The sequence below is a fragment of the Sphingomonas sp. NPDC092440 genome (assembly GCF_044754985.1).
Classification (GTDB): Bacteria; Pseudomonadota; Alphaproteobacteria; order Sphingomonadales; family Sphingomonadaceae; genus Sphingomonas.
The window spans coordinates 244,739-258,250 of sequence record NZ_JBIVQA010000007.1 but is presented as its reverse complement, the minus strand read 5'-3'; the positions used below and the strand labels follow the sequence as shown (position 1 = coordinate 258,250).

General features: G+C 69.3%; 11 protein-coding genes. 4 read left to right on the top strand and 7 right to left on the bottom strand.

What is annotated here, in order from left to right:
* The 3 genes from ACIQCS_RS14155 to ACIQCS_RS14145 all read right to left on the bottom strand — a co-directional run bounded on the left by ACIQCS_RS14155 (position 1) and on the right by ACIQCS_RS14145 (position 1,815).
* Positions 1-321 (bottom strand): hypothetical protein, encoded by a 321-nt coding sequence (locus tag ACIQCS_RS14155; RefSeq protein WP_345851533.1) that lies wholly within the window; start codon positions 319-321, stop codon positions 1-3.
* Positions 322-428: 107 nt separating this feature from the next.
* Positions 429-1,013: an aminodeoxychorismate/anthranilate synthase component II gene (locus tag ACIQCS_RS14150; RefSeq protein WP_280279200.1), complete on the bottom strand. Its 585-nt coding sequence runs from the start codon at positions 1,011-1,013 to the stop codon at positions 429-431.
* 55 nt (positions 1,014-1,068) lie between these two features.
* Positions 1,069-1,815: a phosphodiester glycosidase family protein gene (locus ACIQCS_RS14145; protein WP_345851535.1), complete on the bottom strand. Its 747-nt coding sequence runs from the start codon at positions 1,813-1,815 to the stop codon at positions 1,069-1,071.
* Positions 1,816-1,929: 114 nt separating this feature from the next.
* Between ACIQCS_RS14145 and ACIQCS_RS14140 the strand changes: the two genes are divergently transcribed.
* Complete coding sequence (locus ACIQCS_RS14140) at positions 1,930-2,349, top strand: hypothetical protein (protein WP_345851536.1); 420 nt, start codon at positions 1,930-1,932, stop codon at positions 2,347-2,349.
* A gap of 151 nt (positions 2,350-2,500) precedes the next feature.
* Here the strand turns inward: ACIQCS_RS14140 and trpE are convergent, their stop codons facing one another.
* The gene (trpE, locus tag ACIQCS_RS14135; protein WP_345852096.1) at positions 2,501-3,985 is read right to left on the bottom strand and encodes an anthranilate synthase component I; all 1,485 of its coding nucleotides are present in this window, start codon (positions 3,983-3,985) and stop codon (positions 2,501-2,503) included.
* Between the two features lie 7 nt (positions 3,986-3,992).
* Complete coding sequence (locus ACIQCS_RS14130) at positions 3,993-5,927, bottom strand: SurA N-terminal domain-containing protein (RefSeq protein WP_345851537.1); 1,935 nt, start codon at positions 5,925-5,927, stop codon at positions 3,993-3,995.
* A gap of 121 nt (positions 5,928-6,048) precedes the next feature.
* Between ACIQCS_RS14130 and tpiA the strand changes: the two genes are divergently transcribed.
* On the top strand, positions 6,049-6,801 hold the full coding sequence (gene tpiA / locus ACIQCS_RS14125; RefSeq protein WP_345851538.1) for a triose-phosphate isomerase: 753 nt from the start codon (positions 6,049-6,051) through the stop codon (positions 6,799-6,801).
* On the opposite strand, the gene ACIQCS_RS14120 is transcribed toward tpiA, so the two are convergent.
* Positions 6,773-8,176 carry an MFS transporter gene (locus tag ACIQCS_RS14120; protein WP_401531168.1) on the bottom strand — a complete coding sequence of 468 codons (1,404 nt, stop codon included), beginning with the start codon at positions 8,174-8,176 and terminating at the stop codon, positions 6,773-6,775. The genes tpiA and ACIQCS_RS14120 overlap by 29 nt on opposite strands.
* Positions 8,177-8,269: 93 nt before the next feature.
* Between ACIQCS_RS14120 and ACIQCS_RS14115 the strand changes: the two genes are divergently transcribed.
* Positions 8,270-9,310, top strand: coding sequence for an alpha/beta hydrolase-fold protein (locus tag ACIQCS_RS14115; RefSeq protein ID WP_345851540.1), 1,041 nt, complete (start codon positions 8,270-8,272; stop codon positions 9,308-9,310).
* Between the two features lie 150 nt (positions 9,311-9,460).
* Here ACIQCS_RS14115 and ACIQCS_RS14110 read toward each other — a convergent pair whose 3' ends face one another.
* Complete coding sequence (locus ACIQCS_RS14110; protein ID WP_345851541.1) at positions 9,461-10,855, bottom strand: leucyl aminopeptidase family protein; 1,395 nt, start codon at positions 10,853-10,855, stop codon at positions 9,461-9,463.
* A gap of 261 nt (positions 10,856-11,116) precedes the next feature.
* Between ACIQCS_RS14110 and ACIQCS_RS14105 the strand changes: the two genes are divergently transcribed.
* Complete coding sequence (locus tag ACIQCS_RS14105) at positions 11,117-13,465, top strand: membrane-bound PQQ-dependent dehydrogenase, glucose/quinate/shikimate family (protein ID WP_401531206.1); 2,349 nt, start codon at positions 11,117-11,119, stop codon at positions 13,463-13,465.
* Positions 13,466-13,512: the final 47 nt, after the last annotated feature.

Genomic DNA, 13,512 nt, shown 5'->3' with positions numbered 1-13,512 from the left:
TCAGCTTGCGTTGCCGGGGGGAGCGTCCCCGCTGCCGCCGTCCTGGCCGCACCCGCCACGGTGCCAGCCGCGGTGCGCCGGCAGCTCGTCGGGGGTGAGCTTGCCATCCTTTCTGACGTCGAGCTTGTCGAAGCGGGCATTGGCCGCCGCGATCCATTCGGCGCGGGTGATCGTGCCGTCGCCATCGGTATCGGCGCTGGCGAACCGGCCCAGGTCCCCATTGCGGCCGTGACCCATGCTGGCGGAGGCGATGCCGCCCGCCGCCACCGTGACCAACACACCCGCGAGCGTCGCGCTGACCAGCTGCAGCTTGTGGTTCATTGCGTTCTCCTTCCCGCCCGGAATCGGGCCAGGCTGGAGAAAATCGCCGGCGAACGTCGCGCGTCTATGTCGCCGGATGACCGAATTTGTCGCAAATTATCCGCGCGTCAGGCGATCGCGCGCGCCTCGATCCCGGCGATCCGCAGGAAATTCGCCAGCATTGCATGGCCATGCTCGGTGGCGATGCTCTCCGGATGGAATTGCACGCCGTGGATCGGCAGCGACTTGTGCCGGAAGCCCATCACATGCGCGTCGTCGGCAGTGGCGTTGACCACCAGGTCCTCCGGAATGTCGGTGACGATCAGCGAGTGGTAGCGCGTCGCGGTGAATGGCGAGGGCAGGCCTTCGAACAGGCCGGTGCCGTCATGGTTCACCGGGCTGGTCTTGCCGTGCATCAGCCCGCCGCGCACCACCGATCCGCCGAAATGCTGGCCGATCGCCTGATGGCCCAGGCAAACGCCGAGCAGCGGCTTGCCGAGATCGGCACAGGCGGCGACGAGATCGAGGCTGATCCCCGCTTCGTTGGGCGTGCAGGGCCCCGGCGAGATCAGAAAGGCCTGGGCATTGCTGGCGACGGCATCCCGCGCGGTGAGCGCGTCGTTGCGCACCACCTGCACATCGGTGCCCAGCTCCATCAGATAATGGACCAGGTTCCAGGTGAAGCTGTCGTAATTGTCGATGACGAGGATCATGGGAATGCCCCTAGCGCCTTCGTCCTTCCCGCGAAAGCGGGGTGACGGTCGCGGGTCAACGCTCCAGCGCCACCACGATCGGCCCGATCGGGGCGCCGCCGTCCATGCGGTCCGCCACCGGGTCCCACAGGCGCGAGACGGCGCCGTCGAGATAAAGGGCATCGGGCGCGGCGAGCCTGTCGCGGAACAGGCGGGCGAAGCGGCCGAACGACACCGGCTCGTTGCTGATCGCGAACCAGGCGCTGCCGTTCAGGCCCACGCCGACCGCGTTGCGCACCTGGAGCGAGGTGCCGTTCTCGGCCAGCTTGGGATGGAGCCGGCCGTCGATCAGCAGCATCGGCCCGGACTGGGTGGCGAAACGGACGTGATCGGGCTTGTTCCGCGCGAAATCGTCGGTGGTGGCGACGTGCCAGCCCTTGGTATCGCCCCAGAACACCCCGTTCGGCTGCATGTGGAAATTGCCGGGCCCGGGCCGCCGGTTGAGCGGCTTCTGTTCGGCACCGTCCTCGACATAATAGCCGATCGGCAGGCCGGACGCGTCGAACATGCCGGCGTTCATCGCAAAGGCGATGCGCGGGTAGCGCGGGCCCAGCCGCGGCTCGAGCCCGGTGAAGTCGCGCATCGGGCGGCCGTCCTTGCCCTTGTCGACCAGCATCAGCTCGTGCTTCTGCGGGTCGGCGCGGCACACGGTGAAGCGCGTGCCTTCGAAGCGGATGTCGCGGCACGCCGCGTCGATGCCTCCGCTGGAGGTGCAGGCGGCGAGCAGCAGGAGGGCGCCGGCAGGGGCGATCGGCCGGATCATCCCTGCCACTTAGGGGCAAAAGACGCGGAGGCAAGGCGCCGCGTGCCTTGGGCTTGCCACAGTGAGGCGGCACGCCGGGCCGCGTGGGGCGTTGTTGCGCCGGAAGGAGTGTTCATGATCGTTCGTTTGCTCGTTGCCGCCGCGTTGCTCGCGGGGCCCGCCATGGCGCAGGACAGCAAGCAGTCGCAGGATACCGAGAGCAGCGGCCCGCCCAAGCGGGTGCGCAGCATCCTGCTCTACGGGCAGGAGGAATGCCCGAAGCCGCAGAGCGAGGAAGAGATCGTCGTGTGCGCCAATGCCGGCGAATCGCCCTATCGCATCCCCAAGCAGTTCCGGAACCAGCCCAAGCAGGACGCGGCTTCGCAGGCCTGGACCAACCGAGTGGAGACGGTGGAGGAAGTGAACCGCGCCGGGCTGCCCAACAGCTGCTCGCCGGTGGGCATGGGTGGCCAGACCGGCTGCACCCGCCAGATGATCCGCCAATGGTATCAGGAGCGGCTCGACCAGAAGGCCAAGGCCGCGCAGGTGCCTTGATTGTAAAACTCCTTCTCCCCTTGTGGGAGAAGGAAGAGGCCCGCTCGCGAAGCGAGTGGGAAGGATGAGGGGGACGGAGGCTCACTCCCCCTCACCCTTCCGCCGACTTCGTCGGCTCCCTCCCTCTCCCACAAGGGGAGAGGGAGATTGGTCACTGCCCGAACCCGGCCTCGCCGGCCTGGCGGACCGCCTCGCGCGCCGCCGCGAACAGGGCGCCCGCCTTGGCCTCGCATTCGCGCTGCTCGTACGCCGGATCGCTGTCCGCGACGATGCCGGCGCCGGCCTGGACGTGCATCGTGCCGTCCTTCACCAGCGCGGTCCGGAGCACGATGCAGCTGTCCATCGATCCATCGGGCGAGAAATAGCCGACGCCGCCGGCATAGGGGCCGCGCGTCTCGGGCTCCAGCTCGGCGATGATCTCGCAGGCCCGCACCTTGGGCGCGCCGCTCACCGTGCCCGCCGGGAAGCCGGCGAACAGCGCATCGAGCGCGTCCTTGCCCGGGGCCAGCCTGCCGACCACGTTCGAGACGATGTGCATGACGTGGCTGTAGAACTCGACCGTGTAGCTGTCGGTCACCCGCACGCTGCCCGCCTCCGCCACCCGGCCGACATCGTTGCGGCCCAGGTCGAGCAGCATCAGATGCTCGGCGCGTTCCTTGGGATCGGCGAGCAGGCTGGCGCGGTTCTCCTCGTCCTCCGCCGCGGTCTTGCCGCGGGGGCGGGTGCCGGCGATCGGCCGGATCGTCACTTCGCCGTCGCGCACCCGCACCAGTATCTCCGGGCTCGATCCGGTGAGCGCGAAGCCCGGCAGGTCGAGATGATAGAGGAAGGGCGAGGGATTGATCCGGCGCAGCGCGCGATAGAGCTCGAAGGGCGGCAGCGCGAAGGGCGTGGTGAAACGCTGGGCGAGCACCACCTGGAAGATGTCGCCCGCAGAGATATATTCCTTCGCCGCGGCGACCATCTCGCCATAGCGGCCCGGGCGCAGCACCGGGGTGAGCCGCACCTCCTCGGGCTCGGCGCGGACCGGGGCGGGGAGCGCCGCGCCGGCGAGCTGCGCCGCCACCGCATCGATCCGCTCGGCCGCCAGGTCCACGTCTCCGTCCGGCCAGACCGGGGCGACCAGGAACAGCGCATCGGCGAGCCGGTCGAACACCAGCACCACGGTGGGGCGCACGAACATCATGTCCGGCACGCCGATCGGGTTCTCGGGCGGGCGCGGGAGCTTCTCGACCAGGCCCACCGTCTCGTAGCTGAAATAGCCGACCAGGCAGGCAAGCGCCCGCGGCAGCTCGGGCGGCACTTCGGCGCGGCAGCGCGCCGCAAGCCCGCGCAGGGCGTCGAGCGCGGGCTCGGCGCAGGGCCGGAAGGCGTGCCGGTCGGTCAGCCATTCGGCATTGATCGCCGCCTCGTTGCCGGTGGCGCGGAAGACGAGGTCGGGTGCCAGGCCGATCAGGCTGTGGCGCCCGCGCACCGATCCGCCCTCGACCGACTCAAGCAGGAAATCGCCTCGGCCGGGCTCGATCAGCTTGAGCGCGGCGGCGACCGGCGTCTCGGTGTCCGCGATCTGGCGCCGCCAGAGCAGCGCCGGCCGCCCGGCGGCGAGCGCCGCGCGGGCGGCTTCGATGCCCTCGATCACTGGCTCAGCGCACGCCCTGGCGGGTCAGGTCCGCGCGCAGGCGGGCGATCGCCGCCTCGTTGCGGGTGACCTTCATGTCGCCGCGGATCGCGCGGATGAACTCGCGGGCATATTCCGCCGGGATCTGCTGCTGCAGCGCGCTGCGCATGCCGGCCATCGCCATGGCATCGCCCGACGCGTCATGCGGCTCCACCGTGCCGAGATACACGATGTAGAAGCCGCTGCGGTTGGGCGCGTCGAGCATGCGGGCAGTCTTTGGCTGCATGCTGAAGGCCATCTTGATGAAGTTCTCCTTCTGCGCGATTTCCTGGCGCTTGAAGTCGAACGGCTTGGGCGCCGGCCCCTTGGCGCCGGCATCGGCCAGGGCCTTTTCCATCGGCACGCCCTTGTTGAGCGCGGCGACGACCGCGGTGGCGACGGCCTTTGCCTTCTCCAGCGCCTTGTCGGTCAGATAGTCGCCCTTCACCTTGTCGCGGATGGCGGCGAGCGGCCGCGGCGCGGCGGGGACGATCCGGTCGAGCTTCACGATCGCGAAGCCGCCCTCGGGCGAGACCTGCACGATCTGCGAATCATCGTCCGGATTCTCCATGGCGAAGCCGCCGCGCAGGATCGCGACCATGGCGGGATCGGGCTTATAGGCTTCGTTGTCCGGATCGGTGCCGCCCGCGGCGAGCGCCGGAGTGACCTGTGCGGTCAGCTTGGCATCGGCCAGCAGCTCGGCGAAGTTCTTGCCGTCGCCCACGCCGTCCTCGATCTTCTGGCGGGTGTCCGCCAGCGCCTGCGCGGTCTTGCGCTGGGTGATCTCGGTCGAAAGCTCCTCGCGCGCCTGGTCGAGCGACCTGGCGGCGATCTTCTCGATCTTCTCGACGACCAGGATGTGCCAGCCGAGCTGCGACTTGATCGGGCCGACGATGCCGCCCTGCGCCGCGGCGAAGGCGGCATCCGCGATCGCGGCGGTGGTCTGGCGGCCGAGCTCCGCCTTCTGGATGCCTTCGAAATTGCTCGGCTCGAGGCCGGCGGCCTGCGCGGCGGCGGCCAGCGCCTTGCCGCCCTTCACTTCGCCTGCGATCCGGTTGGCGGTTGCCTGGTCGAGCACGACCAGCTGGCGCACGCCGCGCTTCTCGGTCGCGGCGAAGCGGGTGCCGGCCTTCTTATAGGCATCGGCGATCTCGGCTTCGGTCGCCGTCTGCTGGGCGCGGATCTGGTCCGGCATCACCGTCGCGTAGCGGACGATGCGGCGCTGGGGCACCAGATAGCGGGCGCGGTGGCTGACATAATAGGCGTTCAGCGTCTTGTCGTCGGGATCGGCGCCCGGATCCATCTGGGCGGTGTTGACCATGCCGACGATGCCGGCGCGGCGCTCGAGCAGCAGCGAGGCATAGGGCGCGACCACGCCGTTCGGAATGTCGGTGCCGATCGTCGCCCGGTTGATCAGCCAGGAGCCGAACCGCTCCCGCATCATGCTCTCGCGGAAGAAGGCCGGAGCCAGGCGGTTGTCGGCGAGCAGCTTCTCGAACGCCTGCTGGTTGAACTTGCCGTCGATGCCGGCGAAGGAGGGGTTGCTGGCGATCTCGGTGTCGATCAGCTTCTTCGAGACCTGCATGCCCGATTTCCTGGCGAATTCCACCAGCGCGGCCTGGTTGATCATCTCGTCGATCGCGATGTCGAGCCCGCCCTGCGCGAGGAACTGCGCCATCGTGACGCTCTGGCCCTCGCGCTGAAGGTTGCGGATGAACCGGTCGATCCGGTCCTTCACGTCGGTGTCGCTGATCTTCTCGCCGCCCACCGTGGCCAGCGTGCTGCTCGTCGCGCCGCCGCCCGAGTTGCGGATGCCGGTGATGTCGCCCGCGGCAAAGGCAATGGCGATGAGGCCGAGGAAAAGGAACACCGCGATCAGGCCGTAGCGCGACTTGGTGAAATTGCGGAAGAAGCTGAGCATGAAGGGCCGATCGTTGGAGACGCGTTTCCCGGTGCTTTAGGGCGCTCATCCGCCGCCATCAAGCTTGTGCGAACGCCTGCGCCTGCTATCCGCGAGTGAAATAATCAAAACGGGAGGTTGGGTGATGCGCCGCAAGCTGGTGGCCGGGAACTGGAAGATGCACGGGCTGCGCGCGCAGCTGCCGGAGGTCGAGGCGATCGCGGCAGCGGCGGCGGCGGCACCGGCGGTGGACGTGGCGCTGTGCGTGCCGTTCACGCTGATTCACCCCGCGGCCCAGGTCGCGGGCGGCCTGCCGATCGGCGCGCAGGACCTGCACGAGGCCGATCAGGGCGCGCATACCGGCTGCATCTCCGCGCCGATGCTGGTGGAGGAAGGGGCCACCCTGACCATCGTCGGCCATAGCGAACGCCGCGGCGACCAGCACGAGACCAGCCACGATGCCTATATGAAGGCCGCCGCCGCGCACCGGCACGGCCTGGGGGTCATCCTGTGCTGCGGCGAGCTCGAGGCCGAGCGCGCGGCGGGGCGGGCCGAGCGCATTGTCCAGTCGCAGATCGAGAAGTCGCTGCCCGACGATGCCGATCCGAGCTGGCTGACGCTCGCTTATGAGCCGCGCTGGGCGATCGGCACCGGCAAGACGCCGACGCCGGACGAGATCGCCTCGATGCACGCGATCCTGCGCGCCAAGCTGCGCATGATGATCGGCGAGGCCAAGGCCGACGGCATCCGCATCCTTTATGGCGGGTCGGTGACCGGGGCCAATGCGGCGCAGATCCTGGCGCTCGACAATGTCGACGGCGCGCTGGTCGGCGGCGCGAGCCTGACCGCCGAGAAGTTCATTCCCATTATCGAGGGCGCGGCTTCGGTTTCCTGAGAGCCTGGGTTTTGTTCGCGGAGGGCGAACGGCCCCCAAGAGTGAGATACGCAGTCACGCCGGAGAGCGTTGCCGCGGCGGCACCGGCCAGCGCCCCCATGTGGAAGGCGCTGATCAGCCCCGCGCCGGCGGCTGCGATCACCGCGCCGGCGATCGCGGTGGCGATCAGCCCGCCGGTGCGGGCGATCGCGCTGTTGAAGCCCGAGGCGGTGCCGGTATGCGTCTCGTCGACCGAGGCGAGCACTGCCGTGGTGAGCGGCGCGGCGACGCTCGCCATGCCGATCGCAATGGCGAGCGCACCGGGGAACACCGAGCTCCAATAGGGCGCGTCCGCATCGACCCGCAGCAGCAGCGCGAAGCCGATCGCGACGATCAGCGGGCCGATGGTCAGCGGCCAGCGGGGGCCCACCCGCGCAGTCACCTTGCCCATCACCCGGCTGGCGATTCCCATGCCGAGCGGCATCGGCAGCAGCGCGAAGCCGGCATGGAGCGCCGAATAGCCGCCGGCCTGGATGAGGACATAGGGAAGCAGCAGCAGCACCCCGCCCAGCGCGCCGTAGAGCAGGAAGGTGAGCAGGGTGAGCCCGGCAAAGGCGCGCGAGCCGAACATCGCCACCGGCATCATCGCCCGGTCGCCGCGCGCATGCTCGATCCACAGGAACAGGCCGATGGCGAGCGCGCCCGTGGCGAGTCCGATCGCCACCGGCGCGTCCAGCGCGTGATGGCTCGACCAGAGCGTAAGCGCCCAGGTGATCGCGCCCAGCGCCAGCGTCGCGGCGGCGGCACCGGGCAGGTCGAGCGGCAAGTCGCCCTCGGCGCTTTCCTCGACATAGCGCATCGCGATGAAGATCGCGGCGAGCGCCACCGGCACGTTGACATAGAAGATCGCGCGCCAGCCGATCGCATCGACCAGCCAGCCGCCGAGCGGCGGGCCGACCGCGCCCGCGATCGCGCCGACTCCGGCCCAGGTGCCGATCGCCTTGCCGCGCGCCTCGCCGGTAAAGGCATGGCCGAGCGTGGCGAGGCTGTTGGGCAGCAGGATCGCCGCGCCGATGCCCTGCGCGGCGCGGGCGGCGAGCAGCAGGGTGAGGTCCGCCGCCACCGCGCAGGCAATCGAAGCGAGCGTGAACAGGCCGATGCCGAGCACCAGCAGCAGCCGTCGCCCGAAATGATCCCCCGCCGCGCCGCCGATCAGCAGCAGGGCCGAGAGCGGCAGCATATAGGCGTTGATCGTCCATTGCAGCTCGGCGGGCGTGGCGTGCAGGTCCGCCCCGATCGCCGGCAGCGCCACATTGGTCACCGATCCGTCGATAAAGGCGAGGCTGGAGGCCAGGATGCAGGCGGTGAGAACGAGGTTGGGATGCCTGGCCTGCATGGCGCTTTCGTAGCAGATCGCACCGTCCTGGTGGAGCGGGCTTGTGCCGTGCCGCCATCCGCATAGCATGCGCGCGGTTCACGGGAGGGTTCGATGCCGCTTCTCGCCTGGTTCGCCTGCCTGCTCGCCCTGGTCGCCACGCCCGCCATTGCCGCGAGCACGCTCGATCACGGCCGGATCGACGCCGCCAGCCTGAGGGGCAACGCCGCCGGATTGCCGAGTGCGCGCGGCGTCACTGTCTATCTGCCCGACGGCTATGCCGCGAACCGCGCGAAGCGCTTCCCGGTGGTCTATTATCTCGGCAATTTCTTCGAGGACGATCGGGCGCCCTGGGCGAACAACGGGGCGCAGGCGCTGTTCGACCGGGCGATCGCGCGCGGCGTGATCGGCGACGTGATCGTCGTGACGGTCGACTGCACCACGCCGGCGGGCGGCTCCTGGTACGTCAACTCGCCGGCGACCGGGAATTGGGAGGATTTCCTCTCCGGCGAGCTCGTCGCCTGGGTGGATGCGCGCTACCGTAGCCGGGCTTCGCCGGATTCGCGCGGGATCGCGGGCGACCGCATGGGCGGGCACGGCGCGATCCGCCTGGCGATGCGCCATCCCGAGGTCTTCGGCGCGGTCTATGCGCTCCATCCGATCGGCATGGGGCCGGGGCTGCAGACGATGTTCTCGCGGCCCAATTGGCAGCTGCTCCAGGGCGCCAGGGGAATCGACGATCTGCGCGGCGACGGCTTCTCGCTGATCTTCACGTCGATCTTCCAGGCGCATCTGCCCGATGCGGCGCGCCCGCCGCTGTTCTTCGATCCGCCGGCGCGGCTGAAGGACGGCAGGCTGGAAGTGGATCCGGCGCTGACCGAGCGGCTCAACGCCAGCTTCTTCCTCGAGCGCCAGGTGCCGGCGCATGCCGATAATCTCAGGCGCCTGCGCGGCTTCATGTTCGACTGGGGGCGGGGAGACGCCAATCCCGACCATATCGTCTCGCTCCAGGCCTTCACCCGCACGCTCGATGCGTTCGGCGTGCCCTATGAAGCCGAGGAATATCGCGGCGGTTGGGGAGAGCGGCACTGGGGCGAGGACGGACGCATCTACACGGAGATGCTGCCCTTCTTCGCGAGGAAGCTGGTGTTCTAGCGCAACCTGTCTGCTCCCCTCCCTGCACGGGAGGGGCTGGGGGTGGGTGGAATGCTCGCGATACGGAAAGGCCCGGCGATACGTCATCCGTACCGCCAGGCCCTTGCCCACCCCTCGATCCCCTCCCTTCCAGGGAGGGGAAGCCGAGACTTATTTCCCGTAGCGGTCCTTCAGCACCTTCCACACGGCGCGCAGGCTCACTGCCTCGGCGCCCTTGGGGCGGCCGGGCTTGTGGCTCCCGTTCCAGCAGAAGATGTCGAGATGCGCCCATTGCGCCTTTTCGGGGACGAACTCCTTGAGGAACAGCGCGGCGGTCAGCGCGCCGCCGAACGGCGCCTCGGCGGCGTTGACCATGTCGGCCACGTCCGACTTCAGCATCTCCTTGTACGGATCGTAGAGCGGCAGGCGCCACATCGGATCCGACTCGGTCTCCGCCGCGGCCAGCAGCTCGCTCGCCAGCGTGTCGTCATTGGCGAACAGCGCCTGCAGGTCAGCACCCAGCGCGACTCGGGCGGCGCCGGTGAGCGTCGCATAGTCGATCACCAGCTCGGGGCCCTTCTCCTCGGCCTTGGTCAGCGCGTCGGCGAGGATCAGGCGACCCTCGGCGTCGGTGTTGCTGTTCTCGACCGTGATGCCCTTGCGCGAGCGCATGATGTCGCCGGGGCGCGTCGCCTCGCCGTTGATCGAGTTCTCGACGGCGGGGACCAGCATGTGCAGCCGCACCGGCAGGCGCGACGCCATGATCAGCTCGGCGGTGGCCAGCGCGTGCGCCGCGCCGCCCATGTCCTTCTTCATCAGGCGCATGCCGGCGGCCGGCTTGATGTCGAGGCCGCCCGAATCGAAGCACACGCCCTTGCCGATGATCGCGATCTTCGGATGCTCGGGATTGCCCCATTCGATCTCGATCAGGCGCGGCTCGCGGCCCTTGCCGGCGGCCTTGCCGACGGCCCAGAGCAGGCCATAGCCCTTCGCGACCTCATCACCCTTCACCACCGTCAGCTGGCCGCCATGGGCCTTGACCAGCTCGGCGGCGGCGGCCTCGAGATCGGCCGGGCCCATGTCGTTGGCACCGGTGTTGATCCGGTCGCGCAGCTTGTAGGTGGCATTGGCCATGCGCACCGCCTCCTCGATCCGCGCGGGCTCGGAAGTGAGCAGCACGCGCGGGCCCACCGGCGCTTTCTCGTCCTTCTTATAGGCGTCGAACTTGTACTGGGCGGCCAGCCAGCCATGGATCGCCTTGCCGGGCTCGACGCCCTCGACGCGGTAGGTCCCCTCCGGAAGCGTCTCGGCGAGCTTGGCCAGGCACCAGGCCGACAGGCGCTCGGCATTGGCGACGACGCTCACCACCGACCAGTCCTCGGCGCCGTCGCCGGGCAGGATCGCGCTGGCATGGGCGCTGGGCGCCAGCTTCTGCGCGGCGGCCGCGGTGCGGTGGCGCGGCGGCTGGGCGGCGAGCCACGCGTCGAACCCCTTGGCGTCGATCACGTGGATGGTGCGGGCGGGCTGGCCCTTGTCGGGCTGAACGAGCGTGTTGGGATCAGGCATGAGCGTTGATCTAGGTAATGGCGGCGGCGAGGGCTAGGGGGGTTTTGCGTTTCCCCGGGGGCCGCCACTTCGGCTTTCGGCGGGGCGACCGCATCGAACATGAATTTTGGTGCGCGAGGGAACCCAATCGTTGCGCCCCCGGTTTCCAGTCCGTCCGCGGGCAACAGGGAGCAAGCGATGACCGACACGCGCTATGAAGGGGAGCGCATCCCCTATCTCGAGCCGGTGGAGGAAACGCCCCGGCGGCGCAGCATCGCCGCGATGATCGTCGGCGCGGTGATCGGCCTGATCGGGCTGGTGCTGGCGATCGGCGGGGCCTGGCTCGTGATGCTGGGCGGCTCGCTCTACTATCTCCTCACCGGCGCGCTGATGCTCTGGTCCGGCTGGCTGCTGATCCGCGGGCGGATGGGCGGGGGCTGGCTCTATCTCGCCATCGTCGTCGCCAGCATCCTCTGGGCCTGGTGGGAAGTCGGGTCCAATCCCTGGGCGCAGGTGCCGCGCGTGATCGCGCCGGTCGTACTCGCCGTCGCAGTGATCCTGGTGCTGCCGACGCTGACGCCGGCGCCGGGCAAGTGGCGGCTGGCGCTGGGCGGCGTCGCGGTGGCGCTGCTGCTCACCGTGATCAACTTCTGGGCCGCCGCGGCCGGCCAGCCCGATCCGGTGCGCGCCGGCCTGCCCGCGCCGGGCACCGCGGGGATGCTGGATCCCTCGGGACAGCAGACCGGGGCCGACTGGCCCGTTTATGGCGGCACTACCAGCGCCCGGCGCTATTCGCCGCTCGTCCAGATCACTCCGGCGAACGTCGCGAAGCTCAAGCAGGTCTGGCTCACCCACACCGGCGACCTGCCGTCCTCGGCGATGATCCGGAAGACCTATGGCGCGGAGAACACGCCGCTCAAGGTGGGCGACAGCCTGTACATCTGCACGCCCAAGAACATCCTGCTCGCGCTCGACGCTGCCACCGGCATGGAGAAGTGGCGCTACGATCCCAAGGTGCCGGACGACGCGATCCCCTATACGGCGGCGTGCCGCGGCGTGGTCTATTATGCGGTTCCCAATGCGCCGGCGAACCAGGCCTGCGCAACGCGGGTGATCGAGGGCACGCTCGACGCGCGGCTGATCGCCGTCGATGCGAGGAACGGCAGGCCCTGCGCCGATTTCGGCACGGGCGGCCAGGTCGACGCCAAGCAGGGCATGGGCAAGGTCCCGGCAGGCTTCGTCTCGATCAACTCGCCGCCGACGCTGGTTCGCGGCGTGCTCGTCACCGGCCATCAGGTGCTGGACGGGCAGGATCGCTGGGCGCCGTCGGGGGTGATCCAGGGCTTCGACGTCGTCACCGGCCAGTTGCGCTGGGCCTGGGACATGATGCATCCGGACTGGAACGGCGCTCCGCCCGCCGGGCAGGAATGGGCGCGCGGCACGCCGAACATGTGGACGATGGCGAGCGGCGACGAGCAGCTGGGGCTGGTCTATCTCCCGATGGGCAATGCCGCGGCCGACTATTACTCGTCGCTGCGCCGGCCGGAGGAGAATTTCTACGCCACGTCGCTGGTGGCGCTCGACGTGACCACCGGCAAGCCCAAATGGCGCTTCCAGGCAGTGCGCGGCGATGTGTGGGACTATGATTTCGGTGCCCAGGCGACCCTGGTCGACTATAAGGGCGCGCCCGCGCTGATCCTGCCTTCGAAGCAGGGCGACATCTACATCCTCGATCGCCGCACCGGCCAGCCGCTCACGCCGGTGGGCGAGATGAAGGTGCCGGGCGGCGGCGTCGAGCCGGAGCAGCGCGCGGCCACCCAGCGCGTCTCGCTCTGGCATACGCTGCGCAAGCCCGACCTGACCGAGCGCGACATGTGGGGCATGTCGCCGATCGACCAGATGCTGTGCCGCATCAACTTCCGCCGGGCGAGCTACAAGGGCTTCTTCACGCCGCCCGAGGCCGATCGGCACTCCATCCAATATCCCGGCTATAATGGCGGCACCGATTGGGGCGGCATCGCGGTCGACCCGCAGCGTGGGGTGATCGTCGCCAATTACAACGACATGCCCAACTATGTCCGCCTCGTTCCGCGCGCCGAGGCCGACAAGCTGGGCTGGGCGCCGCGTGACCAGGCGCGGGGCAGGATCGGCGGTGCCGAGGGTGCGGGCGATCCGCAGGCGAACACGCCTTATGCGATCAACGTCAATGCCGGCTGGCGGATGCCGTTCACGGGGCTGCTCTGCAAGCAGCCGCCCTATGGCGGGATCCGCGCGATCGACATGGCCAGCGGCAAGACGATCTGGGATCGCCCCTTTGGGGAGGCGCGCACCAACGGGCCGTTCGGCATCCCCTCGATGCTGCCGATCAGCATCGGCACGCCGAACAATGGCGGCGCGGTGGTGACGGCGGGCGGGCTGATCTTCGTGGCGGCGGCGACGGACAATCTGATCCGCGCGATCGACCTGAAGACCGGCAGGACGCTGTGGAAGGCCGTGCTGCCCGCGGGCGGCCAGGCGACGCCGATCACCTATGAGGCGAACGGCAGGCAGTATCTCGTCCTCTATGCCGGCGGCCATCATTTCATGGAGACGCCGATCGGCGACGAGGTGATCGCCTATGCGCTGCCGTGACTCGCGATCGTCGGGCGGGCTGGATCGTCCGGGAGCGCCTTTCCCCG

What these genes read in the sequence shown, in the direction of transcription:
- ACIQCS_RS14155 (WP_345851533.1), bottom strand. Translation starts at nt 321, where the DNA reads ATGAACCACAAGCTGCAGCTGGTCAGCGCGACGCTCGCGGGTGTGTTG.
- ACIQCS_RS14150 (WP_280279200.1), bottom strand. Translation starts at nt 1,013, where the DNA reads ATGATCCTCGTCATCGACAATTACGACAGCTTCACCTGGAACCTGGTC.
- ACIQCS_RS14145 (WP_345851535.1), bottom strand. Translation starts at nt 1,815, where the DNA reads ATGATCCGGCCGATCGCCCCTGCCGGCGCCCTCCTGCTGCTCGCCGCC.
- ACIQCS_RS14140 (WP_345851536.1), top strand. Translation starts at nt 1,930, where the DNA reads ATGATCGTTCGTTTGCTCGTTGCCGCCGCGTTGCTCGCGGGGCCCGCC.
- ACIQCS_RS14130 (WP_345851537.1), bottom strand. Translation starts at nt 5,927, where the DNA reads ATGCTCAGCTTCTTCCGCAATTTCACCAAGTCGCGCTACGGCCTGATC.
- ACIQCS_RS14120 (WP_401531168.1), bottom strand. Translation starts at nt 8,176, where the DNA reads ATGCAGGCCAGGCATCCCAACCTCGTTCTCACCGCCTGCATCCTGGCC.
- ACIQCS_RS14115 (WP_345851540.1), top strand. Translation starts at nt 8,270, where the DNA reads ATGCCGCTTCTCGCCTGGTTCGCCTGCCTGCTCGCCCTGGTCGCCACG.
- ACIQCS_RS14110 (WP_345851541.1), bottom strand. Translation starts at nt 10,855, where the DNA reads ATGCCTGATCCCAACACGCTCGTTCAGCCCGACAAGGGCCAGCCCGCC.
- ACIQCS_RS14105 (WP_401531206.1), top strand. Translation starts at nt 11,117, where the DNA reads ATGATCGTCGGCGCGGTGATCGGCCTGATCGGGCTGGTGCTGGCGATC.